This window comes from Arsenophonus sp. aPb, from assembly GCF_029873475.1.
Classification (GTDB): Bacteria; Pseudomonadota; Gammaproteobacteria; order Enterobacterales; family Enterobacteriaceae; genus Arsenophonus.
In genome coordinates this window covers 1,175,972-1,201,316 of the sequence record NZ_CP123499.1, presented here as the reverse complement: position 1 = coordinate 1,201,316, position 25,345 = coordinate 1,175,972, and the positions used below count along the sequence as shown (strand labels likewise).

The following is a 25,345-nucleotide window of genomic DNA, read 5'->3' as shown; positions in this document are numbered from 1 at the left end:
ATATTTAAAATATAATCTTCGATCACTTTATTTTCAATTGCAATACTTAATTTACTTTTAAAACAAACCTTTTATAAAAAAACCGCTATCATGAAATAGCGGTTATTAAAATATAAAAATAATTTTTTCCGACTTGAATTTAAGTGACAGCAGATGATATTTTTAACTGCTCATCCTCTTGGCCAAAACCTTTTAAACCAACAACATGCACATGCTCTTGTTGGCCAAATACCTTCCGTACCAGCTTATAAGTCGTCCCTTTTTCTGGACTGATATTTTCAGGCGCAGCAATAATTAATTGCATTTTTAATCGTTCACAGAGTTCAAACAGGGTTGCAATCGATTTAGCATCCAATCGAGCCGCTTCATCTAGGAATAAGAACCTACATGGTAAAATATCTTTACCTCTTAATCGTTGTGATTCTTCTTCCCAACTTTGTACCACCATCACCAAAATTGACATGCCTGTACCAATTGCTTCGCCCGTCGATAGCGCTCCGCTTTCTGCTTTAAGCCAACCTTCCGAACCACGATTAACTTCAACATCCAATTCCAGATAATTACGATAATCGAGTAACTCTTCGCCAATAGTTTGTGGCAGGCGTTGCCCAATATCTAGCTGAGGGTTTAAACGTTGATAAAGTTTTGCCATCGCTTCAGAAAAGGTCAGACTTTTATTTTTAAACAGATCCTGGTGATGTTCGTGCTCTTCTGACAAAACATCAAGTAATGATTCATGGCTTTGTCGAATATTAACATTAAGTCGAACCCCATTTACCTGTCCAAAAGCAACGGACTGTAGCCCTTGGTTAAGCATGCGAATCCGGTTTTGCTCACGATGAATTGTTTTACGGATAATATTTGCCACACTCTTAGCACTGATGGCTAATTTTTGTTCACGGGCGGTCAGTTCTTCTGTTAAACGCGCTAATTCAATTTCCATCTGTTCAATAGCATCAACTGGATCATCAGTGCGAATAATATCTTGTCGAATACGTTCACGTAAGTGTTGATAAACCGCAATAAAAAACGCTATTTTGCGTTCAGGCCGTTTAAGATCTTCAGAGGCACGCAATGCATCCCGTAAATGTTCATTATCAGCGACCGCTTGTCTCAGCGCGCCTAGCGCTTTATCTGACATTGAACGTAAACTATCGCCATCCATATAAGCTAATTCACGCCGATGTAAACGACGTTCAACACCGTTGTCCCTGACCATTTGCATAACAGCACACCAACCGGATTTACCTGATACGACCTGCTCGCGCAGTTGGTAATAGTCCCGCTCTAATTTACGTAATTTTTTCTGCCAATTGTCCATTTCAGCTTCACAAAATGCGATCTGTTTTTCCAATTGATTGATGCGCGAGCGATTAGCATTTACTGCTGCATAAAGTTGGTCTCGGCGTTCACGCGCCCGTTTTTCTGCATTACTATCTGCTTGAACGCCAATCGCTTTTATTTCAGCCTCTAATTCTCTTAGCATATCCTGCTTAGTTTCAAAAGAGCTACGCAATGAAGCTAATAGTTGATTAAATTGCGCGGTTTTACTTTGTTGCTGCCTTAGTTGTTCTCGTGTCTGACTACGCTCTTTTTCAGCCTGTTCTAAACGCTGTCGGAGTTTATTATTTAAATCAGTATCTTCTGTCAGCATTTCGGTCGAGTCGCTATAACTAAAATGTGCTCGACGTTGTAAAACTTCAATTAAAGCGAACGTTTGCTGTTTCGATTGTTGCTGTAACTGTTTGACTTGTTCATATTCATTACGCAATTGCTCATGTTGTTCAGGATCGCTTTGCAAGACATTAGCTATCGGTTCTAGCTTTGCCAAAGATTTTGCATATTTATGCAAAAAGTGCCCCGCTTCTTCGGCCTCTGCAAGCGCTGCACGGATCTCTTCAATACGATCCACTAGCGTTTCATCCATTAGCAAATTAACTTGTGGCAACAAGCGGTTCAAACTGGATAATCGCGCTTTGATAGCAGTATGTTGCTTTTTTTGTTGTTGTGTCTGATCTTCAAATTGTGCTAACTGGCGCTCTAGTTCATTTTTACGTTGGTTTAAGGAACGAATCTCAGCTTCTGGATCGGCGTCAAAAACCACCGCCAGATGTTTGCCAATAAAACCACTAAATGCATGATGAGCTCGTTGTAATTTCTGCATATCAAAAGAGAGAGTTGCATAGCGCTCAGCTAAGCTATCTCTCTGTTGGTTCAACATTTCCAGTTGATTTTCACGCGCTGCCCGACCAAATAAGGGGACTTCAGGATAACGAGAAAAACGCCATTGACGCTCTGTAGATCGAACTAATACTGCCTGGTCAAATTCTTCCGCATTAAATACACTATCATCAAAAGATTGCGGATCGCCTTCAATAAAATAGACATCATCTGGACATTCGGCTATCAATTCACTCAATTGTGGGTGAATTTTTGCTAGTTCAGGAACCACAATGCCATGTCTGGCTGGACCATAGAGCGCTGAAAAATAGGGCGCATCATCGATAGTAATATCATCATAAATTTCTGATAACAAAACCCCTCCAAGCCGTTCAGCCACGCCAAGTAAGCGATTATCATCAGCGCCGCTCGGTTGACTAAGGTGGGTTATCTGTTGCTCTAATTCACGCTTTTGACTGGCAACTTCATCACGTTCAACGGTAATTTCACGTTCTTGTTCTAATAATTGCTGTAGATGCTCGGTAATTTCATGACTATGGCTAAAACTATCATTAGCCTGTGCGGTTAATTGATTAAGCGCATCTTGTGCCGCCAGCCAAATAGGTGCTTTTTGGGTTAACGTCTGAATTTGCTGTTTGATCTGCCCAAGCTCTTGCCGCATTAACATGCGATGCTCACTACTTTCGTTAACAGAAACACTAAGTTCTTCTTGCTGTGCTTCTAATTCTTCCAGTAATGTTATCAGTTCATCTGGTTGATATTGTTGTTCAGAATATTGACAAAATTCAGCTAAAATACGTTCAGCATCCTGCCGACTATTCAGTTTTTGCTCCAGTTCAGCTAATTGCAATTGTAGCGGCCCAATGCGCTGGGCAAGATGTTGCTGGGAAGCCCAGTCGCGCAATAGTTCACGCGCTTTTTGATAAGCCTTATCTCGTTTTACCTCACCGACGATATTTTTAACTATGCTATAAGCTTGGTCAAATTGGTTAGTGGCCGCATCAATCACACTAATTTTCTGTGCCAGTGCTAGCAATTTTTCGGTATGCTGTTGCTCTTTTTGCTCAAAATTTGTTAAAAATTGCTCGACATTATTTGGCGTTAGTTTAGCCAATTGGCAAATTTTCTTGGCTCGTTCCAGCGCTTGCTGGGCTTTTTGATATTGGATGGCACGCGTCTGCTGAACATCTAACGCTTGCTGGTAATCAGCCAGTTGACTTTTTATCTCATCAACTTCTAATTCAGCCGCCTCAACGTTGGCTTCAAGCTCGGTTTGCTGCTCAACTGCTTGCGCAACAACTTCAGTTTGTTCTTCTAGACGATAAGTAATCTCTTCAATATCGGCCTGATAGCGATCAATTTTTTCCTGCTGGCGTACTGCTGCTTGTACAAGCCCCAAATGATCGCTAGCTGCCTGAAAATCAGCCTCTAAATCTAACGAAGAACCATTTTGTTCATCCAGCTCACGTACCATTTCAACATGACGGGTCTGGGCAGCAATCAGTTGTTTACGGCCATCAAATAATTCAGTCCGAACAGCAAGTGCACTATCTAGATGCACTCGGCGTTCATTAGCATGACGCATATAATCAGCAGAAACGTAATCTGTTGCTTCATTAATTAACCGTCTAAACAAATCACGATCAGACTGAGTGACTCGGATCGCTTCAAGGGTTAATCTATTTTCCCGCAAAGCTGCTTCCATATCCTGAAAGGCTTTTCGAACACCACTATTCTCCGGCAAAAGATAATCACGTAATGAACGCGTAATGGCGCTAGAAATTCCACCGTATAAAGAAGCTTCAATTAAGCGATAAAATTTGCTCCTGTCACTCGATGATCTCAATCGTTTAGGAATAATACCCAGATCAAATAATTGGGCATGATAATCAGTGATTGAATTAAATTGTTTAAACTGCACACCTTCAATTGCATCCACTTGATCTTTTAAATCACTTAAACCAATCACGCGCGCTTGACGCTCTTCAACTTGCTCAGTCAAGATATGCGTTGGTAACATTGCAGTAGGTAATCCGTGAATTATGAAAGGTTTTATATCAACTTTTTTATCACGACCAGCAATTTGTTGTAAGCGAACACCGACTAAAATACGTTGATGGCGAGAATTGATTACGTCCAAAATTGAATAACAAACCCCTGGACGTAATTTTCCATGCAACCCTTTATCCCGCGATGCTGAAGTGGCACCCGCTTCGGTGGTATTACGAAAATGCAATAAGGTTAAATCAGGGATCATGGCGGTAATAAATGCCGCCATAGTGGTCGATTTGCCGGCACCATTACCACCAGATAGCGTCGTTACTAACTCATCCAAATCAAACGTTCTGGCAAAAAAGCCGTTCCAATTGATGAGCGTGAGTGAGCGAAACTTGCCTCGTTCTAACATAGCTATTCATCCTCCGCTTCATCTTCTTCACTATCATTACTTTCGTTATCGGTTAACGCTAAGTTATCTTTTAACGACATCGCTTCGCCATCACGGATCATGCGTAATTGGGCTTGTCGTGGATCATCGCCACTACGGACATCAGCACCGAAACGAAAAACAGATTCGGTGATCATAAAACGCTGACTGTCATTTTGTAAAAAATGAACCATTCCTAATCGGCGTAGACGATTAAGCGAAGTGCGCAGCTTTTCTTGTAATTTTTGTTTATCCAAATCGGTACCTGTCGAGCGCTGATTAACAAACTTAAGTAGTTTGCTTTCATCCGCTAGGGATAATAGCTCTTCAAACAGTTCCTGCGCTGTAAAAATGCCCTGATTAGAGAGTCTTTCCGGACTTAAATAAAGATAACAAAGAATTTTGCCAACCATCATATCTAATTCAGATAAAACTGAGCGAGGAATCAATGTGGTCGAACGTGGCCGTAAATAGAAAAAACCTTCTGGCGCGCGGATCAACTCAACATTATAGCGAGCATAAAAAGCGGTTAATTCCTGTTCAAAATCCATCAAAAAGGCGTGATTATCCAGATCATCAATGCCAATATGACGCCCGGCTCGAAGCTGGCTATCCAATTCAGGGAAAAGAGAGCTGACTAAAGCTTGTGCCAATTTTACTGGCATAAATTGTTCAATATTTGTCGATGACATGTGCCTGTACCTTGGCTCCGTAATCATTAATCGCTAACCATTCAGGATGGATACCTGAGAAATCTGCTTCTGCTATACCTAATTTAACTGCCTGATCGACAATAATACGCGCCACATCAAAATGCCGTTTCTGTGGATATTTAGTCAAGTAATCACGCAAAATTAAACCAATATCAAGTGGATGCTGATCTTTCTTATAACCCGCTAATGCCTGCTCCATCATTTCAATCAGTTGTTCATTAATCTCATTAAATTCTTCATATTCCAGTTCAGCTGGTAACTCACCCGTCACTTCTTCATTACTCAATACCAGATCTTCATCACGCACATCAAATAATCGTTCAGCATTAGCTACCGTTAATGCCCAAGGATCGGCAAAATAATTTTGCACCGATAGACGTAAGCGCTGCGAGAATATTCTGTTTTTATCCATATCAATGGCAGTACGAATAAATTTATGCACATGGCGATCATAACCAATCCAGAGATCAATTGATTGCTGACCCCAACTAATAATTCGATCAAGCTTACTTTGTAGATCAAATACTAGCTTATCAACCAATTCTGAACCACCTCCATTCATATTAGCCTCTTGGATACGTAACAAATTGGTCTGCAATTTATCACCCGCTGCTTCCAGCGTGTCTTGTAATTCACGTAATGTGCCTGAAGTTTCTGTTAATAGTTGTTCACAATTGGCAATCGCTGCTTGCCAATCCTGACTAAGTAATGCGGAGATATCTTCCTTTACACTATTTTGCTGTTCATCCATCACACGCTGCGACATATCAATACTGTCAAAAATTTCTGCTACTGAATATTTTAATGGCGCAAAGACATGGCGATGCCAATGAAATTCATCTCCCCCTTCTTCTGCCGCATCTGCCGCTCGACTTAATTCACCCGCTACAATCGAAAGTTGCATCGATAAACGTAGGGAAGAAAATTCCCGCTGGCGAATATAATAATCACTGATCCCTATACCGAGTGGCGTTAAACGATAAATCGCATTACCTTCAATGATTTCACTAGAAAAACGATTAAATAATTTCTGTCGTACCATATCGTTAATTGCATTATTTGCTCTGGCAGTAACGGTCTCAGCGGTCTGCTCGAATCCTTTACTAACTTCACGAAAAGCATCAATTAATTCACCTTCACTCATTTCGCCATCAAGCCGCTCGCTATTAAGGACAGCAACAGCCAATAAAAAAGCCAAACGCTCAGCAGGTAATGATATAGAAAAATCATTTTTCCGCGCCCAGGATACCAATTCCGGCACAGTCTGGGAAAATTCACTCATAATTCATCCTTTCACATAGACTTGCATGCCATAACATGAATATAGCGCCCCAGATTAATATAGGGTTGTTGTCGACAATAGCGCTGCTCCAAAGCAAGCAACGCCGGAAAATCTTTATTTTGTAACTGACGGTTTTGTAGATAATCATGAAAAACCCGTACACCTGTTTTACCAACTATTTTAAAGTCAAATTCTTCTAACCATTGATATACTGTTTCTGGTAATAACGGATTTAGGGGGGTAAGTGAACGTTTGCGGCGACGCTGAATATTAGGTGTCGCTAAATGAAAGTTACCCAATACAGCATTTCTCATCACCAACCCATTCGCATTATAAAACATGATAGAAAATGCGCCACCTGGGTTAATTATATCCGCTAGGGTTTTTATTGCCGATTTTTGTTCATGGATCCATTCAATCACTGCATGAAACAATACTAAATCAATGGCTCCCGTTGCTGTTAAAGATTGGGCAATATCCTGAAAAGAAGCGTGAATAAATTGCATGTTCTGGCTTACTTTTTTTTCATCAGCCAACAATCTGGCGCGTTCAAGCATGGCTGCCGAAATGTCACAAACAATAACTTGATGTCCCATCGCAGCCAATTTGCAAGCAAAAAGGCCTTCTCCTCCACCGGCGTCCAATATTTTTAACGGCTTACTGGGTAATAAATTAAGCAGAGTGTTTAGATCCTGCCACATAACCGCTTCGCGTATTTTTCCCTTAGTTGTGCCATAAATATTCTGTGTAAACTTATCTGCAATGTCATCAAAATTGCGATCTACCATGAAAAAATACCTCGATAACAACTATTATAAAACTTAATCGCCATTGCTGATAAAAAATACCTATTAACCAACAGTTAGATAATAAAAAATAATAGCAATCTTTGTTGAAAATAATTTTTATATTAACAATTCATTAAACTAGTATCTATATGATTGAATATACCATACGCTCTATAAATTCATTAACTAGGGTTGAAATATGTTGTATATATTGAAAAAATATCTTGGTGCGCTTCTAATGCCATTACCTCTCATCATTTTAATAAGTTTTATCGGATTATTACTACTTTGGTTTACTCACTGGCAAAAAAGCGGCAAATGTTTAATCTCTTTTAGTTGGTTGGCACTGTTATTACTTGGCATACAGCCTATTGCCGACAAATTGCTACTATCAACGGAAGGTCCCTTTAATAAACGCTATGAACTATTACACCCTAAACAAACAATCCAATATATCGTAGTACTTGGAGGCGGATTTACTTATAACCCTGATTGGCCACCCAGCGCTAACCTTATTAATAATAGCCTAGCAAGAGTGACGGAAGGAATTCGCCTCTATCTTCAACATTCCGGTGCTAAATTAATTTTTACAGGCGGTCGCGGTAATAATATGATCAGTAATGCTGAAGTGGCAGCAAAAGTCGCATTATCATTAGGTGTACCTGACAAAGATTTAATTACCTTAACTGAACCTAGAGATACAGAAGAAGAAGCCGTGGAAGTGGAAAAAATCGTTGGCAAACAACCTTTTCTATTGGTAACTTCAGCTAATCATATGGCTCGCGCTGAACGTTTCTTTCTTGCTAGAAATATGCACCCCATCACCGCACCAGCCAATCAACTTGCCATTACCTCACCATTACAGCCCTGGGAAAGAATTTTTCCTTCTGCTTACTATTTTTCCCATTCAGAACGCGCTTGGTATGAATTTATTGGTTCACAATGGCAAGCAATAAAAATTAACAAGACTCAACCTCTAATACATAGTTCTAAGGTAGCGGGATAAACCGTAGCATAATTGCTAACAGCCGTATAATTTTAAACAGAAATAAAAGCTTTCCGAACAGCATCAAGATCCTGCTGATTATCTACTCCAGGCCCTGGTGTTTTAACTGCTAGGGCAACATGAATTTTTTCGCCGTACCACAGTACACGCAACTGCTCAAGCATTTCAATCATCTCTAACGGACTAATCGGCCATTGAATATAACGACGAATAAAACCAGCCCGATAAGCATAAATACCGATATGACGTAAAAAGTGCTGCCCAATCTCCATTTTGCTAACTGCAAAGCGATCACGTTCCCACGGAATAGCTGCTCTGGAAAAATATAAGGCATTACTCTGTTTATCCGTCACTACTTTTACTATAGCCGGATCAAATACGTCATCTGGGTTGTTGATGGCCGTGGCTAAGGTTGCCATACCGACGTTATTTAGCATTAGATTGTTAGCTAACTGATTAATTATTTCTGGTGGGATTAAAGGTTCATCACCTTGGACATTAATAATAATTTCTTCATCAGAAAATTTATATTTTTCAATAACTTCCGCCAATCGTTCAGTACCTGATTGATGGGCTGGATCAGTCATACAGACTTCACCATTGGCTGCTTTAACCACATCAAATACAGCCTGATGATCAGTCGCCACAATAACACGCGTCGCATCTGACATTAGCGCTCTTTCCATTACCCTAATAATCATAGGTTTTCCATGAATATCAGTTAACGGCTTGCCCGGTAAGCGCTTAGAAGCAAAACGCGCCGGAATAATGACTGTGAACATGTTACTTTTCTTCATCTAAAGGCAGCTCACGAGCTTCATCTCTTAATAGAACAGGTATGTTATTGCGCACAGGATAAGCAAGATGATCAAATTTACAGATAAGCTCTAGATTTTGTTTATCATAGATTAGTTTGCCATGACAAATAGGACAAGCAATAATATCAAGTAGGCGGTGATCCATACATTCCCCATCAAAAACATAATTTTAGATGAAACCAGGATAGCACAAGCATGCATCACCGTTAACTTTAATCTCTGCCCTAATAAGTATTTGTCAATTTTTTGACAAATTGGCAGCGGATCGTGGTTTAAAATTCATAAGCGATAACATCGGCGGCCGCAATACCATAAGCGTTACGCGTAACTGAAAACTCAACACACTGGCCTTCTTTAAGCCACTTATTTTTGGTGTTCGCAATAGCTCGACGATTAACATAGATATCTTGACCGCCATTGACAGGAGAGATAAATCCATATCCCTCTTTTACATCAAACCATTTTACGCGACCCATTTGTAATTGAAATGTCATAATAAAACTCCTTTTGTTCACTAGGAGACAAAATTTTATTTTCCCCTAATGCTCCCTACTCTTTTATTAAGCTTTCGATAGAAACCCCATTTTTTTACCAAATACCCTTAATGTCAGAGTAGTATTATTATACTAAAAAAACACTAACGCATTAGTGTCTATTGTTATCTAGGATTCATTTAAATGGCAAACAACATTACAATAAACCAAATTATTCATTACTAAAATTTATCAATCAAACTTGATACTGAATAAAAGCAAAGGATTTTGTCTTAATGAAATAATAGCTGGCGTGGTATTCTTGAAATGATGTCACTACATTCCTAACTAGATTTGACTTATAAATAACATGATAATGTTATCATTTCAAGCAATTTTACTAAGCTCTGCTAATTCATTGATGGCCGAAAGAATTTTTCCTGCGCCAGGTTGTGAAAGCTTAGCATTTACCGGCAGATACCACCAATTTAATTGAGCAAAATGAAAACATTTCACTGCGTCCTTTTCTGTCATTAATAATGTTTGATGATCAGTCACTAATGATGAAAGTGTAGAAAATTCATAGCACTGGTGATCAGAAAAAGCATGTGTGGCAATTAATGGCACCCCTTTTTGCTCAAGGCTTGAAAAAAAACGTGCTGGGTGACCAATTCCTGCAATTGCAACAAGTTGCCCCAATTCACAGACTGATCTTTTTTTACCGGTCAACATATTGATAGCAATATCGCCTGTTAACTGCATAGCAATCTCTCCCTGCTTAGCGATGCCACCATTAATAATAACAGCATTAACACTATTCAAACGATGTTGACACTCACGTAATGGACCTGCCGGCAGCAAGCAACCATTACCGAAACGACGGATACCATCAATAACAACAATCTCAAAATCCCTTTGCAGTGCATAATGTTGAAGACCGTCATCAGTAATAATAACATCCAGGTCTTGTTGCCTGAGTAGCATTTTAACTGCTGCTACTCGTTTAGGGGCAACCGCCACTGGCACACCAGTTCGCCGATAAATTAAAGCGGGTTCATCGCCACTTTCCTTTATTGATATATTTTTATTAACTAATAACGGATAAGAAGTTGCTTTACCCCCATATCCACGGGATACAACGCCAACACGATAGCCTCGTGATAAAAGCTGCTCAACTAACCAAATGACAACGGGTGTTTTACCATTACCGCCAACCGTCAAATTACCCACAACAATAATAGGTATCGGTGCTTTCCAACGAGGCAAAATTGCCAAATAATAGCAAAGGCGTCTTAAACCAATAATCATGCCATATAATATCGACAGCGGCAGTAGCAAAAGAGATAGCCACGAGCGACCTGACCAGATTTTTTCAATCATTATTTAAATTGCATATTATAAAGTTGAGCATATGCACCATCACACTTAAGTAAAGTTTGATGGTTGCCTCGTTCAATAATTTGGCCTTCCTGAATGACCAAAATTTCATCTGCATTTTCTATCGTTGAAAGACGATGGGCAATAATAATAGAAGTCCGATTTTTCTGTAATTCATCCAATGCTGCTTGAATGGCTCTCTCTGACTCAGTATCAAGTGCAGATGTAGCTTCATCAAGAATTAATATAGATGAGTTATGTAATAAAGCACGCGCAATGGCAATTCTCTGTCGCTGCCCGCCAGAAAGCATTACACCATTTTCGCCAATAACCGTATCTAGTCCATTATCCAGTTTTTCAATAAAGTCCATTGCATAAGCAGCTTTAGCAGCTTTTTCGATCGCCTTTCGACTAAAACGACCATCGGTTGCATAAGCAATATTATTTGCAATGGTATCGTTAAAAAGATAGACATGCTGCGATACGAGTGCGACTTGGTTACGTAAAGAGGTTAAGGTATATTCACGTAAATCACGATCATCAAGCAGTATTTGACCTTCGTTAACCTCATAAAAACGGGTAATTAGATTGGCAATAGTCGATTTTCCTGAACCGGATCGTCCGACTAAAGCAATAGATTTTCCAGCCGGAATTTTAAAACAGATATCTTGTAATGCAGGATGATCTTTTGTGGGATACTTAAAGGTAACATGTTTAAATTCTATTTTACCTTTAGCTTTTTTTAAGGTTAATTTACCCTCGTCTTTTTCCTGCTCCATATCTAAAATGCTAAACAATGTTTGGCAAGCAGCCATACCTCGTTGAAATTGTGCATTAACATTTGTTAATGACTTTAATGGGCGCATTAATGCAAACATGGATGAAAAAACAACACCGATAGTTCCTGCGGTCAATGTTTGCATTACTTCAGGAAAGCTCGCAACATAAAGCGTGAATGCTAAAGCTAGAGAGGCAATTAGTTGGATGATAGGATCAGAAATCGAAGATGCAGTTACCATTTTCATCGTTTGCCGACGCATATGATTACTCACTTTGCTAAAACGCTCAGTTTCAACTTTTTGTCCACCAAAAATCAAAACTTCCTTATGACCTTTTAACATCTGTTCTGCGCTAGCTGTTACTTGCCCCATGCCGGTTTGCATACTTTTACTAATATTCCTAAAGTGTTTTGAAACCGAGCGGATGGTTAATGCGACAATAGGAGCAATTACAATTAATATTAGTGAAAGTTGCCAACTATAATAAAACATCAGCCCAAATAGACCGATAATATAGGCACTTTCTCGAACAATAGTGATTAAAGCGCTAGAAGAAGATGAGGCAACTTGTTCAGAATCATAAGTGATACGAGAAAGTAAGGTTCCTGTCGACTGTTGATCAAAAAAAGCAACCGGCATCCCCATCATATGGCCAAACAAACGCCTACGCATATTCATGACAACTTTACCAGAAACCCACGCAATACAATAATTGGAGATAAAACTCGATATCCCTCTTATCAGCATTAGCCCCAATATAGCAATGGGTAACCATTTTAGTGTGGTGTTATCCGCTTTGCCGAAACCTTCATCAAGCAACGGTTTTAATAAGGAGATCATGAATGCATCGCCTGCAGCGTTAATGATTAACGCAACAGCAGCTACACTTAATCCCAGTTTAAATGGCAAAATCATTGGCCATAGTCGGCGAAATGTTTGCCATGTGGAAAGATCTTTATCATTCATTATCATTGTCTTATTAAATACCTATAAAAATAAGCCTTTTATTCTACTCGGGAAATGTCTAAATACCAAATTGCTGATGATACCAACGAGGATAAAGCTCCTGCCTATAACGCATTATTTCAATTTTATCAGAATAAAACTGCGCTATAATTTGCCCTGATTCCGCCGTATTTAACCAATTTACACCCAGATTCACATATCGTTGTCGTACTTTATCAGAAGGTAAACGCCAACGGCTATAATGAGCAACAGAAGTCAGTGCATATTGCGGTTTAATTGCTTGAATAAACGCCATCGTTGACGAAGTATTGCTACCATGATGAGGAACTTGTAATAAATTAGCCGGCAAATTTGCTATTGCTAAACGCACCAGTTCCTTTTCCGCTGCTTTTTCAATATCGCCAGATAAAATAACCGAATGATAGCCATCACTAATTTTTACTACACACGATTCATTATTATGTGATTCTTTTTGATCGACTAGTGGCCATAATACTTCAAAATGTAATTTCTGCCATTGCCAATAAATACCTCGATGGCAAGGAAAGTGATTTTCTTTATCAAAATGACTTCTGATCATTAATCCAGGATAGGTTACTAATAAACTAGCTATCCCACCAGTGTGATCAATATGATTATGACTAAGTATAACGCCTTCTGGTGTTAAACGATGATATCGTAAATAAGGCAAAATAGTACTATTAGCGATACTGTTTTTCTTCCATGACATACCCGTGTCATAAATTAACACTTTTCCCTGTTGCTCAATAACAATCGCTAATCCATGCCCTACATCTAACATAATTAATCGCCAAAGCACTAAATCATTTCGTTTTAGGGTTGCTATTGACCAATAGATTAATAATGTTATCAGCAACTTATACTGGACAAACCAACCAAATTGCCAACATAAGATAATAAGCCAACTAACCCCGGTTATGATAATTGGCAGATGGCCCGTATCAAGCCAATAACGTTCAATATGAGGTAGGAGCCATAGTACTAAACTAATGCTTTTATCAATTATATCGAATAATAAATTTTGAACTGTGTGCCAAAAAATACAAATATATGAAAGCATAATTAGCGGTATGGTTATAAATGAAATAATTGGTACTGCCCATAAATTAGCCCAAAAACTAGCAATATTAACACCTTGAAATAAAATCAATTGAATAGGAATTAACAAGATCAGCATGCCAAGTTGTAAATGAACCAATTTAGCTAACCAATCAAGCCACCTATGTTTAAACTGGACACTCAATTTAACAAATGAAAACCAAAATATTAATGCCGCAACCGCAAAACTTGAGAGCCAAAAACTATCAGCCAGTATTGCTAAAGGCTCAACGACTAAAATTAAAGTGATACTCCATAATGCCCACTGCCAGGGAAAACAGACAAAATTTTGTTGACGAATATAAAGCCATAACGACAAGGCAAATATAGCTCGCATTGCAGGTATCGCCCAACCAGATAACCAGGCATAACCTAAAGCAAAGCACCATCCCACTAACATTGGAATACGAGGCTCTATAAAATAAGTAGGTAATAAAAACTGTACTAAACGAGATAGCCAAAAACCAAAAAAGTAAGCCATGCCAATATGTAAACCAGAGATAGCCATTAAATGCGCGATACCTGTTTGTTGTAATTGCTGCCTAAGTACCGAGTCTAATAATCCGCGTTCACCAAACATTAAGGCATAAATTACTGCTTGATTATGATATTTACTGATCACATTAGCCGACATTGCAATTATCTGTTGTCTTAAGGAACAATGTTTATTCAATATAGTAAAGTTTTGAACTTTAAACGTACCTAGTAAACGTTGATTTATTGCATATCGTTGAAAATCAAATCCACCTTCATTTAATAAGCTATGAACAGGTTTTAATTGCCCAGAAAAAATGAGTGTTTGCCCGGCACAAAAAAAATTATTTTTTGACAGAGCGTTAGGCTTAAACTGAATATAAGCATACAATATAGGAAATGATTGTTTATTATTATTGATTAGCAACCTTACTTTTATGCGGTTATGATTGTCTTTATTCACTAAACTATCTTCAATAACGGCTACATAGCGTTGTTGTTGTTGGCTAAATAATTTCATTTTTTCTAATAAATAATATCCCTGCCAGCATCCCCACAAAAAGCTTATACCTAAAATAGCAACAAATTTAGTCAAATAGAATGGAATAAACCAAAATAAACAGAATATAACAGACAAGCACAATTGGAGTGATTTATTGGGTAATTGTGCTAAAAAGAGTAAAGGTAATAATCCTAATATAACCGCTACTGATGCTGAATTAATATTTATCTGAACCCTATTTATATTAGCTAACATTTTTTTCATGTAGCGCTTTCCTGACTAAATCAATATCAGGAAATTAGTCATATTATTAATATAATTCAAAAAGATAAATGACATTGCCCATGAAAAGCCGAAAAAATATTTATTTCTTTTTTACTATTTTCATTTTTTTGCGAGATGATTCCCAACTAGTTTTTGTGAAGAAAATTTATTTTTTGATTATAAAATTTTATTATTATTTTTAATAAATTAAAAAATAAGCCTTTGAAACAATCAAGAGAGGGCTTTAATAATGGAAAATTTTGTATGGGAAAAATCGACTATGACAATAAAAATGGCGTCTTAATTAAGACGCCATTTTAATAGAATAAACAAATTAAATCTGTTAATTTTTATGCATAAATATTAACGCGATCACGTAATTCTTTACCAGGCTTGAAGTGAGGAACATGTTTTCCTTTCAAATCAACTTTGTCACCCGTTTTCGGATTACGACCGATGCGCGGTGCACGGTAATGAAGAGAAAAACTGCCGAATCCGCGGATCTCAATACGCTCTCCCTTAGCAAGTGTTATTACCATATGATCAAGCATTTCTTTCACAGCTTCTTCAATAAGTTTTGCTGGTATATGAGCTAATTGGTTAATAAGTCTTTCAATTAATTCAGACCTGGTCATAGTACCTCCCCCCTAAACTACCGTTACGAGGCAACAAAATGTTGCCCTATGATTAACTTAATTTATTCGCCTTTCGCTGCTTTGAACGCTTCAGCCATAGCATTATTTGCAAAATTGCTATCTTCCTGTTTGTTTACAGAAGCAATAGCATCTTTTTCATCTGCTTCATCTTTTGCACGAACAGACAAGGTAATGATACGGTTTTTACGATCAACGCCAGTATATTTGGCTTCAACTGTATCACCAACGTTCAATACTTGAGTCGTATCTTCCACACGATCACGTGAAGCTTCTGATGCACGTAAGTGGCCTTCAACACCCGCAGCCAACTCAATCGTTGCACCTTTGGCATCAACAGCAACTACTTTACCGGTAACGATTACACCTTTCTTATGAGCAGACAGATAGTTATTAAATGGATCTTCCGCTAACTGTTTAATACCCAAAGAAATACGTTCGCGTTCAGCGTCAACTTGTAATACAACAGCAGCAATTTCATCGCCTTTTTTGTATTCACGAACCGCTTCTTCACCTGCAACATTCCAAGAAATATCAGACAGATGAACTAAGCCATCAATACCACCTTCTAAACCGATGAAGATACCAAAATCAGTAATCGATTTTATTTTACCTTCTACACGATCATTCTTATTGTGCGTTTCTGCAAATTGCTGCCATGGATTTGGTTTACACTGTTTCAAACCTAAGGAGATACGACGACGCTCTTCGTCAATATCCAGCACCATAACTTCAACAACATCACCCACATTAACAACTTTAGATGGATGGATATTTTTATTAGTCCAATCCATTTCGGAAACGTGTACTAAACCTTCAACACCTTCCTCAATTTCAACAAAGCAACCATAATCAGTAAGATTAGTGACTTTTCCTGTCAGTTTAGTACCTTCTGGATAACGCTTAGCAATAGCTACCCAAGGATCTTCGCCAAGCTGTTTCAGGCCTAAAGAGACACGTGTACGATCACGATCAAACTTCAATACTTTAACATTGATTTCATCACCAACATTAACAATTTCACTTGGGTGTTTAACACGTTTCCAAGCCATGTCAGTAATGTGTAGTAAGCCATCAACACCGCCCAGATCAACGAATGCACCATAGTCAGTTAAGTTCTTAACAATCCCCTTAACTTCCATGCCTTCCTGCAGGTTTTCCAGTAAGTGATCACGTTCTGCACTGCTTTCAGACTCAATAACAGCACGACGGGAAACAACAACATTATTGCGTTTCTGATCCAGTTTGATAACTTTGAACTCAAGCTCTTTACCTTCCAGGTGAGTTGTGTCACGAACTGGGCGAACATCAACCAGGGAACCGGGTAAAAATGCACGAATACCTTTTAATTCTACTGTGAAACCACCTTTCACTTTGCCATTGATAATACCCATAACTGTTTCGGCATCTTCATAGGCTTTTTCTAGCATCAACCAAGCTTCATGGCGTTTCGCTTTTTCGCGAGACAGAATAGTTTCACCGAAACCATCTTCTACTGCGTCTAAAGCAACATCAATTTCGTCACCAACCTGAATTTCTAGCTCACCTTGCACATTTTTAAATTGTTCTACTGGGATCGCTGATTCTGATTTCAGACCGGCATCAACTAACACGACATCTTTGTCGATAGCAACAACAACACCACGAACAATAGCCCCTGGACGGGTTTCGATACTCTGTAAAGATTCTTCAAAGAGTTGAGCAAAAGATTCTGTCATAGTAAGATCTTCAAAAATTTTAATTTTAACTTCCATTCAACATCCTGCCAAATGGGGTTATTTTACATACCTCGCAACACTCCTTGTTACAAAGCTTTACTTAACTGAACAAAAATTCAGCTACACCAAAAAGGTGTATTCACTTATTATATGTCAATATTGAGCATATTATATAGATAATATTTGCTTTTTTTTCACATAAGCAAGTGCCTGCTTGATGACTCCTTCAATAGATAACTTTGTTGAATCCAGAATCAACGCATCTTTTGCAGGCACCAAAGGCGCAATCAGCCTATTACGATCACGATAATCACGCTCTTTAATATCAACTAAAAGATCGCTTAATTTAACATCAAAGCCTTTGTCCTGCAACTGTTGCAGCCGCCTACGAGCACGCTCTTCCGGTGTGGCATCGAGAAAAATCTTTACCGGTGCGTCTGGAAAAACCACCGTACCCATGTCACGACCATCAGCAATCAGACCCGGTTTAGTGCGGAATGCCCTTTGCCGACGTAATAATGCTTCTCTCACTCGAGGAAAAGTTGCGGTAAGAGATGCCGTATTACCAACAACTTCACTACGAATTTCATTACTAACATCCTCCCCCTCAAGCATAACTGCTAATTCTTTTTCTCTTGGTTCGAAACGGACATCAAGATTCGCAGCTAATGGAACTAATGCTTCTTCAGAATGAATATCAACATGATGATGTAATGCTGCTAAAGCCAGAACACGGTAAATAGCGCCAGAATCAAGTAACTGCCAACCCAGCTTATTTGCCAATGCCTGACATAATGTACCTTTACCTGCGCCACTTGGACCATCAACTGTGATAACGGGAGGTAAAACCACCATTATACTCCTCCTTTTTGATAGAATTGCATTTTCAGCAAATACGCTCTATCAGGCTAATAAGTACCCTATTATACTCAATTCATTCTATTAAGGAAAACAAAGAGATGTTTAGACCAGATTTAGCCTAATAAGCATAATACTCGTCGTTCAGTATTATGCTATGTTGCTGATACATGCTAGTCGCGATAACTTAATTTTTCTAGCTGATTAAAATAGTCTGGAAAAGTCTTAGCGGTACAATTGGGATCCAAAATAGTAACCGGGCTATCTGACAAAGCGACCAGTGAAAAACACATCGCCATACGATGATCATTGTAAGTTTCTATTTCAGCATGCTGCAATAATTGAGGCGGTAAAATACGTATATAGTCACGTCCTTCTTCTACTTTAGCACCAACTTTTGCTAATTCGGTTGCCATCGCTGTTAATCTGTCAGTTTCTTTCACCCGCCAGTTATAAATATTACGAATAATCGTTTCACCTTGCGCAAACAGTGCTAAAGTAGCAACCGTCATCGCAGCATCTGGGATCGCATTCATATCCATATCAATACCAATTAACTCACCCCGTTGACATTCAATAAAATCTTTTCTCCAACGTATTTTGGCGCCCATTTTTTCAAGTACCGCAGCAAATTGGGTATCGCCTTGCAAGCTATCTTTGCCGATACCCGTTACCCTAACGGTACCACCTTTGATGGCTGCGGCAGCTAAAAAATAGGAGGCCGAGGAGGCATCGCCCTCAACGAGATAATTGCCTGGTGAAATATATTGTTGTCCGGCTTTAATATGAAATTGACAATAGTGCTGATTGTCCACCTCAACGCCAAAACTACGCATCAGTGCAAGAGTAATGTCAATATAAGGCTTAGAAACAAGCTCGCCTTTGATCTGAATCGTCGTATCATTAGGCGCCAATGGTGCGGCCATTAAAAGTGCGGTTAAAAATTGGCTAGAGACATGTCCCTCTACCGTGATACTCCCACCTTGAAAACCACCTTTTATTCTTATCGGCGGATAACCAGGCTGTTCAAGATAGTCAATAATTGCTCCGCCTTGCTGTAGTGCATCAATCAGATGACCAATAGGTCGCTCTTTCATTCTAGGCTCGCCGGTTAAGACAATATCATTGTCCGCCAACGCTAAAACCGCACTTAGAGGGCGCATAGCGGTACCTGCATTACCGAGAAAAATTTCTAAACCTTGTTGATGGCTAAAATAATGTCCACTGCCTTTTACAATACAGGTAGTAAGATCTTGAGATAATTGATATTCAATCCCCAATGCTGTCAGAGCATTAAGCATATAACGAATATCATCACTAGCAAGAAGATTAGTTATTACAGTTTGGCCTTGTGCTAATGCAGCTAACAATAGTACCCGGTTAGAAATACTTTTCGAGCCAGGGAGATTGATAGTACCTTCAATGTAAGAAATGGGTGGTATGGTTAGGGTTTGCATTAACAGTAGACTCTCCAATAACAAAGTTGGATATATTATTTACATCACATTTATATTCATTTGATAGGGTTAGACGGTATCGTTACCAATCTAACCATAAAGGATTATTTAATTTATTTATTCCGCTGTTCAAAATCAATCATAAAATCAACTAGTTTCTGCACTCCAGCCAAGGGCATCGCATTATAAATTGAAGCACGCATTCCGCCCGCTGCTTTATGCCCTTTCAGAAAAAGCAGTCCTTGCTGCTCTGCCGCTTGGATAAATTTACTATCTAAGTTAGGTTTTATCATTTGGAATGGAACATTCATTAGCGAACGATTAACTGGATCGACTCGATTAATATAAAACTGGCTGTTATCTATAACATCATACAGTAAGCGGGCCTTTTCTTGATTACGTCTTGCTATTTCTTGTAACCCACCCTGCTGTTTTAACCATTTAAACACCATACCCGATAGATACCAGGCAAAAGTTGGTGGTGTATTGTACATTGAGTCATTTTTAGCCAAGATTGTGTAATCAAGGATAGAAGGCGTTGTTTTTCTCGCTTGGCCTAATAAATCTTCCCGTATGATAACCAATGTGATACCGGCTGGACCAATATTTTTTTGCGCCCCAGCATAAATAACCCCAAATCGGCTCACATCGAGTGGTTGCGATAAGATCGCTGAGGAGTAATCAGCAATCACGATTTTATCGGCGGCAAAATCAGGTAGTGTGTGGATAGCAATACCGTCAATTGTCTCATTGGGGCAATAATGCAGATATTTGGCATTGGTCGTTAATGACCATTCTTCCATCGGTTGCATGCTCAAATAAGCTGATTTTTCAAGCCGAATATCAATCTCATTAACGGTACAATATTTTGCTGCCTCTTGCGCAGCAGATTTTGCCCAATAACCACCAACAATGTAGTCAACAGTTTCATCAGCCTGAAATAAATTTAATGGCAAGGCAGCAAATTGGCCTCTGGCACCACCATGACAAAAAAGAATTTTATAATTATCAGGTATTTTGAGTAGTTCACGTAGATTGTATTCAGCTTGTCTAACAATCTCCATAAATGCTTCACTGCGATGGCTTATTTCCATCACCGAAACACCCATACTGTTCCAATTACAAAGATCTTGCTGCGCACAGCGCAAAACGTCTACTGGTAACATGGCCGGACCAGCACTAAAATTATATATCTGACTCATCACCCACCCTTATTGACCTAATTAAACTTTTACTTTTATTTAATCTCTGGTTAGGTTTTAACATTACCGTAAAACAGCTGCAATCATTTAATTTTTAATTGCATAAATAAAATATTTGGCTGGCAAACAGCATATTTAGATAACGAATTAATACTTATCAAACATCGCTTGAATTTTTATTGGATCATGGGTTTGGGTCAAGGCTAATTGGAGTAAAACCCGAGCCTTTTGTGGATTCAAACGTTCAGCAGCAACAAATCCATATTTACTATCATCAACTTCTGCATTTCGCGTTATAAAACCGGTCGGAACACGACTAGCGCGAACCACCCCTATTCCCTGTTTTACCGCATCAGCCAGTACCGTAAAAATTTTATTATACATGTTACCGTTACCCACTCCAGCACTCACAATGCCTTGATAGCCATGATAGATAAATGACTTGGCTGGCAGTGCCGATGCATTTGAATAATTATAAACAATGCCAACTTTAGGTAATTGATCTAACTGACTAATATCAAAAATAGCCTTATCTGCTCTGGGTTCGGCCGCACTTAAATAGTGCACCTTGCCATTGTAGATAAAACCTTCTGGGCCTGCATTAACCGCTTCAAATGCTTCAACAAAATTGGTATTCATTTTAACCACATTACGACCGCTAATCACTTTGTCGTCCATGGCTAATAAAACTCCCCGTTTGCCCGCCTCTTGGTCAGTGGCAACAATAACGGCGTTATAGAGATTTAATGGCCCATCAGTCCCTAATGCTGTAGCCGGCTTCATCGCACCAACCATTACAATCGGTTTATAACAATGGGTGGTTAAATGTAAAAAATAAGCGGTCTCCTCCAGCGTATCAGTACCATGGGTAATAATAAAACCTGCTGTTTTATCACAATCAGCATTAATTTTCTTTGCTAGAGTTAGCCATACCTGATCATTCATATCTTGTGAACCCATATTAACAATTTGTTCGCCATTAAGATGGGCAATTTTCTCTATTTCAGGTACCGCATTAATTAATGCATCAATACTAACTTTACCGGCTGTATATTGGGATTGAGTCGCTGAATCACCGCCACCAGCAATCGTACCGCCAGTAGCGAGTACCGTAATAGTTGGTAAGGCAGAAACAGCACTGTTAGTTAACATCATAGCGCCAACTAATAAAGAAATATTTAACTTCTTCATAATAAAATCCCATTTTAAAATTTGGTAAAATTATATAAATTGCAAAATATATTTCTGTGATTAGCAGCCAAAACAGCGATTAATTTCAATATTACGTTTTCCTCCTATTTGCTAGTGAATAGAGAAGCTAACAAAAATGCCGTATTATCACCTTTTAGTTATCAAACACGAATAAGTAACCTAATTTATGAGCCAAACTTTTATTCCTGGCAAAGATGCCGCCTTAGAAGATTCTATTACCACTTTTCAACAGCAGCTTAAAAAACTCGGTTTTCATATTGAAGAAGCCTCTTGGTTAAACCCTGTGCCGAATGTCTGGTCAGTTCATATCCGTGATCGAGACTGCCCTTTATGTTTTACTAACGGCAAAGGCGCCAGTAAAAAAGCGGCCTTAGCCTCTGCATTGGGCGAATATTTTGAACGTTTAGCCACCAATTACTTTTTCGCTGATTTTTATCTGGGCGCTAAAATTGCGAGTGGCAAGTTTGTCCACTATCCCAATGAAAAGTGGTTTGCATTAACGCCTGACGATCATTTACCTGATGGGATTTTGGACGCAAAATTACGTGCTTTCTACGATCCTGATAATAATCTGTCTGCTAGCATGCTAATTGATTTACAATCAAGTAATAAACAACGCGGGATTTGTGCATTACCTTTTATCCGCCAATCCGATCAACAAACTGTTTATATTCCGATGAATATTATTGGTAATTTGTATGTATCGAATGGCATGTCAGCCGGTAATACGCAACATGAAGCGCGAGTTCAGGCATTATCAGAGATCTTTGAGCGTCATATTAAAAATCGTATTATTGCCGAGCGAATCAGTTTACCTGTTATTCCTGAACCTGTTATGCAGCGCTACCCTGGCGTTGGTGAAGCGGTCGCTAAATTAGCAGAAGAAGGTTTTCCAATTTTCTGTTTTGATGCTTCTCTCGGTGGCAAATACCCAGTTATCTGTGTGGTACTTTTCAATCCCAATAATGGCACTTGTTTTGCTTCTTTTGGTGCCCATCCTGATTTTGGTATCGCCCTCGAACGAACAGTTACCGAATTACTACAAGGCCGCAGTTTAAAAGATTTGGATGTGTTCAATATGCCAACATTTTATGATGATGAAGTTGCAGAGCATACCAATCTGGAGACCCATTTTATTGATTCAAGCGGTTTAATTAGTTGGGATCTCTTTAAACAGGATGCCGATTATCCTTTTGTCGATTGGAACTTCAAAGGCACGACTAGCGCAGAATTTGCTACGTTGATGGCGATTTTCAATCAGATGAAGGCGGAAGTTTATATTGCCGATTATCAGCATTTAGGTGTCTATGTCTGCCGTATTATTGTGCCGGGCATCTCGGATATTTATCCCGTTGACGATCTGCTTATAGCCAATAACGCCATGGCGATAGATTTGCGCGATACCATTATGTCGCTAGCGGATAGTCAATGGCCAAAAGAGGACTATCTGCAGTTGTTAGTGCGGCTCGATGATGAGGGTTTTGATGATTTTACTCGCATCCGTGAATTATTAGGCATAGCAGTCGGTGGCGGCAATGGCTGGAGTCACCTGCGGATCGGTGAATTAAAATCGATGCTAGCGCTGGCCGGTGGTGATTTTGCCCAAGCACTGCTGTGGGTTGAATGGACGCTAGAGTTTAATTCTTCACTATTTACTGCTGAGCGAGCCAATTATTATCGCTGTCTACAAACATTACTACAATTAACGCAACAAAGTGAGCGTCAGCCTGATCAATACTATGAGGCTTTCACTAAAATGTATGGCCAACAAGCGGTTACTGCCGCATCAACTGCCATTGCTGGTGAAAATTGTTTTTATGGTTTATGGTCAATTGATCCTGAGTTACAAACGCTACCGACTCATCAAGCATTACTCAACGTTTATCATAAACTGCAAACCGCTAAACAGGATCACTTTAGCTAATGACCCAAAACTAAAAAATAAACATCAGGTTAAACTTTATTAGACAAAAATCCTATTTCAACGATAATTTAACCTGATTATTTATTTCTTGATTGTTTTTATAAAATTTTTTTATAAAAATTAAAAATTTTTTTTCAATATAAATCAAATAATTATCTTGATTTGTCAGTTTTATAGCTACTTGTTAACCAAATAATAATGATCTATATCAAATTTATTTGATGTTCCCTTTGTTAATATTGTTGGCGTTATAATTCCTTAACTTCATAAGAGCATGTTGGTTATGAAAGCTAACAACCTGTCCAATTTATTATCACCGGCTGCAATGGCGCAATTTGCAGATAATACCGGGGCATATAAAGTTAACAAGCATCCTCGAATTACTTATTTATCTGCTATTACGGCGGGTATTTTTATTTCAATTGCTTTTGTTTTTTATATTACTGTCACCACGGGTATCGCTAGTGTTCCTTTCGGACTGGCTAAACTTGCTGGCGGTTTATGTTTTTCATTAGGACTTATGCTGGTGATTGTCTGTGGCGCTGATCTTTTTACTTCTACCGTGTTAACCATTGTGGCAAAAGCAACTGGCAAAGTCTCCTGGAAACAGATGTTTGTTAATTGGTTTAATGTTTATATTGGCAACCTTATTGGTGCGCTGTTCTTCGTTGCATTAATCTGGTTTTCCGGACAATACATGGTGGCCAATGGCCAATGGGGGCTTAATGTTCTACAAACGGCAAATCATAAACTTGATCACACTTTTCTCGAAGCCATTTGCTTAGGTATTTTAGCCAACTTGATGGTTTGCTTGGGTGTTTGGATGAGTTATTCAGGCCGTAGCTTGCTAGATAAAATTTTTGTATTAATTTTACCAATAGGCATGTTTGTTGCCAGTGGTTTTGAACATAGCATTGCCAACATGTTTATGATCCCGTTAGGCATCGTGATCAAAAATTTTGCATCGCCGGATTTCTGGCAGATGATCGGAGTAAATGAAAACCAGTTTTCTCATTTAACTGTGGCCAATTTTATTACAGATAATCTTATACCTGTCACTATTGGTAATATCATCGGCGGCGCTTTGTTAGTCGGTATGACATATTGGTTAATATATTTACGCGATGGCTATCAACATTGATCCAACGCGTACA

General features: G+C 38.8%; 19 protein-coding genes. 3 read left to right on the top strand and 16 right to left on the bottom strand.

Features of this window, described 5'->3' with window-relative positions:
• Positions 1 to 139: 139 nt before the first annotated feature.
• The 4 genes from mukB to cmoM are packed head-to-tail and all read right to left on the bottom strand — an operon-like array spanning position 140 to position 7,389.
• A complete protein-coding gene (gene mukB / locus QE177_RS05295) occupies positions 140 to 4,588 on the bottom strand; it encodes a chromosome partition protein MukB (RefSeq protein WP_280551747.1) in 4,449 nt (1,482 codons plus the stop codon).
• Between the two features lie 2 nt (positions 4,589 to 4,590).
• Positions 4,591 to 5,298: a chromosome partition protein MukE gene (mukE, locus tag QE177_RS05290; protein WP_280551745.1), complete on the bottom strand. Its 708-nt coding sequence runs from the start codon at positions 5,296 to 5,298 to the stop codon at positions 4,591 to 4,593.
• Complete coding sequence (gene mukF, locus QE177_RS05285; RefSeq protein WP_280551743.1) at positions 5,279 to 6,601, bottom strand: chromosome partition protein MukF; 1,323 nt, start codon at positions 6,599 to 6,601, stop codon at positions 5,279 to 5,281. The genes mukE and mukF overlap by 20 nt, the downstream gene beginning before the upstream one ends.
• 11 nt (positions 6,602 to 6,612) lie before the next feature.
• Positions 6,613 to 7,389: a tRNA uridine 5-oxyacetic acid(34) methyltransferase CmoM gene (gene cmoM / locus QE177_RS05280; RefSeq protein WP_280551742.1), complete on the bottom strand. Its 777-nt coding sequence runs from the start codon at positions 7,387 to 7,389 to the stop codon at positions 6,613 to 6,615.
• A gap of 199 nt (positions 7,390 to 7,588) precedes the next feature.
• Between cmoM and elyC the strand changes: the two genes are divergently transcribed.
• Positions 7,589 to 8,395, top strand: coding sequence for an envelope biogenesis factor ElyC (gene elyC / locus QE177_RS05275; RefSeq protein WP_280551740.1), 807 nt, complete (start codon positions 7,589 to 7,591; stop codon positions 8,393 to 8,395).
• Between the two features lie 32 nt (positions 8,396 to 8,427).
• Here elyC and kdsB read toward each other — a convergent pair whose 3' ends face one another.
• The 12 genes from kdsB to ansB form a co-directional block, all read right to left on the bottom strand.
• Positions 8,428 to 9,177 (bottom strand): 3-deoxy-manno-octulosonate cytidylyltransferase, encoded by a 750-nt coding sequence (gene kdsB, locus QE177_RS05270; RefSeq protein ID WP_280551739.1) that lies wholly within the window; start codon positions 9,175 to 9,177, stop codon positions 8,428 to 8,430.
• A 1-nt stretch (position 9,178) separates the two neighbouring features.
• Positions 9,179 to 9,358, bottom strand: a complete 180-nt coding sequence (locus QE177_RS05265) for a Trm112 family protein (protein WP_280551737.1) — start codon at positions 9,356 to 9,358, stop codon at positions 9,179 to 9,181.
• A 127-nt stretch (positions 9,359 to 9,485) separates the two neighbouring features.
• Positions 9,486 to 9,707: a cold shock domain-containing protein gene (locus QE177_RS05260; RefSeq protein ID WP_280551736.1), complete on the bottom strand. Its 222-nt coding sequence runs from the start codon at positions 9,705 to 9,707 to the stop codon at positions 9,486 to 9,488.
• 366 nt (positions 9,708 to 10,073) lie between these two features.
• A complete protein-coding gene (gene lpxK, locus QE177_RS05255) occupies positions 10,074 to 11,066 on the bottom strand; it encodes a tetraacyldisaccharide 4'-kinase (protein ID WP_280551734.1) in 993 nt (330 codons plus the stop codon).
• On the bottom strand, positions 11,066 to 12,811 hold the full coding sequence (msbA, locus tag QE177_RS05250; protein WP_280552220.1) for a lipid A ABC transporter ATP-binding protein/permease MsbA: 1,746 nt from the start codon (positions 12,809 to 12,811) through the stop codon (positions 11,066 to 11,068). The genes lpxK and msbA overlap by 1 nt, the downstream gene beginning before the upstream one ends.
• Before the next feature lie 55 nt (positions 12,812 to 12,866).
• A complete protein-coding gene (locus QE177_RS05245) occupies positions 12,867 to 15,167 on the bottom strand; it encodes a DNA internalization-related competence protein ComEC/Rec2 (RefSeq protein WP_280551733.1) in 2,301 nt (766 codons plus the stop codon).
• Between the two features lie 350 nt (positions 15,168 to 15,517).
• Positions 15,518 to 15,802, bottom strand: a complete 285-nt coding sequence (gene ihfB, locus QE177_RS05240; RefSeq protein WP_280551731.1) for an integration host factor subunit beta — start codon at positions 15,800 to 15,802, stop codon at positions 15,518 to 15,520.
• 62 nt (positions 15,803 to 15,864) lie between these two features.
• On the bottom strand, positions 15,865 to 17,538 hold the full coding sequence (rpsA, locus tag QE177_RS05235) for a 30S ribosomal protein S1 (protein WP_280552219.1): 1,674 nt from the start codon (positions 17,536 to 17,538) through the stop codon (positions 15,865 to 15,867).
• A gap of 168 nt (positions 17,539 to 17,706) precedes the next feature.
• The gene (cmk, locus tag QE177_RS05230) at positions 17,707 to 18,393 is read right to left on the bottom strand and encodes a (d)CMP kinase (protein WP_280551730.1); all 687 of its coding nucleotides are present in this window, start codon (positions 18,391 to 18,393) and stop codon (positions 17,707 to 17,709) included.
• Positions 18,394 to 18,569: 176 nt separating this feature from the next.
• Complete coding sequence (gene aroA, locus QE177_RS05225) at positions 18,570 to 19,853, bottom strand: 3-phosphoshikimate 1-carboxyvinyltransferase (protein ID WP_280551729.1); 1,284 nt, start codon at positions 19,851 to 19,853, stop codon at positions 18,570 to 18,572.
• 113 nt (positions 19,854 to 19,966) lie between these two features.
• A complete protein-coding gene (gene serC, locus QE177_RS05220; RefSeq protein ID WP_280551728.1) occupies positions 19,967 to 21,055 on the bottom strand; it encodes a 3-phosphoserine/phosphohydroxythreonine transaminase in 1,089 nt (362 codons plus the stop codon).
• Positions 21,056 to 21,202: 147 nt separating this feature from the next.
• Complete coding sequence (gene ansB / locus QE177_RS05215; RefSeq protein WP_280551727.1) at positions 21,203 to 22,246, bottom strand: L-asparaginase 2; 1,044 nt, start codon at positions 22,244 to 22,246, stop codon at positions 21,203 to 21,205.
• Between the two features lie 187 nt (positions 22,247 to 22,433).
• Here ansB and ycaO point away from each other — a divergent pair, with 187 nt between their 5' ends.
• Entirely contained in the window at positions 22,434 to 24,191 is a 1,758-nt protein-coding gene (ycaO, locus tag QE177_RS05210; protein ID WP_280551725.1) for a 30S ribosomal protein S12 methylthiotransferase accessory factor YcaO, read from the top strand.
• A gap of 283 nt (positions 24,192 to 24,474) precedes the next feature.
• Positions 24,475 to 25,332, top strand: coding sequence for a formate transporter FocA (gene focA, locus QE177_RS05205; protein WP_280551723.1), 858 nt, complete (start codon positions 24,475 to 24,477; stop codon positions 25,330 to 25,332).
• Positions 25,333 to 25,345 lie beyond the last annotated feature (13 nt).

Excerpts from the sequence above, each read along its gene's own strand:
- mukB (WP_280551747.1), bottom strand. The coding sequence starts at position 4,588 with ATGTTAGAACGAGGCAAGTTTCGCTCACTCACGCTCATCAATTGGAAC.
- mukE (WP_280551745.1), bottom strand. The coding sequence starts at position 5,298 with ATGTCATCGACAAATATTGAACAATTTATGCCAGTAAAATTGGCACAA.
- mukF (WP_280551743.1), bottom strand. The coding sequence starts at position 6,601 with ATGAGTGAATTTTCCCAGACTGTGCCGGAATTGGTATCCTGGGCGCGG.
- cmoM (WP_280551742.1), bottom strand. The coding sequence starts at position 7,389 with ATGGTAGATCGCAATTTTGATGACATTGCAGATAAGTTTACACAGAAT.
- elyC (WP_280551740.1), top strand. The coding sequence starts at position 7,589 with ATGTTGTATATATTGAAAAAATATCTTGGTGCGCTTCTAATGCCATTA.
- kdsB (WP_280551739.1), bottom strand. The coding sequence starts at position 9,177 with ATGTTCACAGTCATTATTCCGGCGCGTTTTGCTTCTAAGCGCTTACCG.
- QE177_RS05265 (WP_280551737.1), bottom strand. The coding sequence starts at position 9,358 with ATGGATCACCGCCTACTTGATATTATTGCTTGTCCTATTTGTCATGGC.
- QE177_RS05260 (WP_280551736.1), bottom strand. The coding sequence starts at position 9,707 with ATGACATTTCAATTACAAATGGGTCGCGTAAAATGGTTTGATGTAAAA.
- lpxK (WP_280551734.1), bottom strand. The coding sequence starts at position 11,066 with ATGATTGAAAAAATCTGGTCAGGTCGCTCGTGGCTATCTCTTTTGCTA.
- QE177_RS05245 (WP_280551733.1), bottom strand. The coding sequence starts at position 15,167 with ATGAAAAAAATGTTAGCTAATATAAATAGGGTTCAGATAAATATTAAT.
- ihfB (WP_280551731.1), bottom strand. The coding sequence starts at position 15,802 with ATGACCAGGTCTGAATTAATTGAAAGACTTATTAACCAATTAGCTCAT.
- rpsA (WP_280552219.1), bottom strand. The coding sequence starts at position 17,538 with ATGACAGAATCTTTTGCTCAACTCTTTGAAGAATCTTTACAGAGTATC.
- cmk (WP_280551730.1), bottom strand. The coding sequence starts at position 18,393 with ATGGTGGTTTTACCTCCCGTTATCACAGTTGATGGTCCAAGTGGCGCA.
- aroA (WP_280551729.1), bottom strand. The coding sequence starts at position 19,853 with ATGCAAACCCTAACCATACCACCCATTTCTTACATTGAAGGTACTATC.
- serC (WP_280551728.1), bottom strand. The coding sequence starts at position 21,055 with ATGAGTCAGATATATAATTTTAGTGCTGGTCCGGCCATGTTACCAGTA.
- ansB (WP_280551727.1), bottom strand. The coding sequence starts at position 22,246 with ATGAAGAAGTTAAATATTTCTTTATTAGTTGGCGCTATGATGTTAACT.
- ycaO (WP_280551725.1), top strand. The coding sequence starts at position 22,434 with ATGAGCCAAACTTTTATTCCTGGCAAAGATGCCGCCTTAGAAGATTCT.
- focA (WP_280551723.1), top strand. The coding sequence starts at position 24,475 with ATGAAAGCTAACAACCTGTCCAATTTATTATCACCGGCTGCAATGGCG.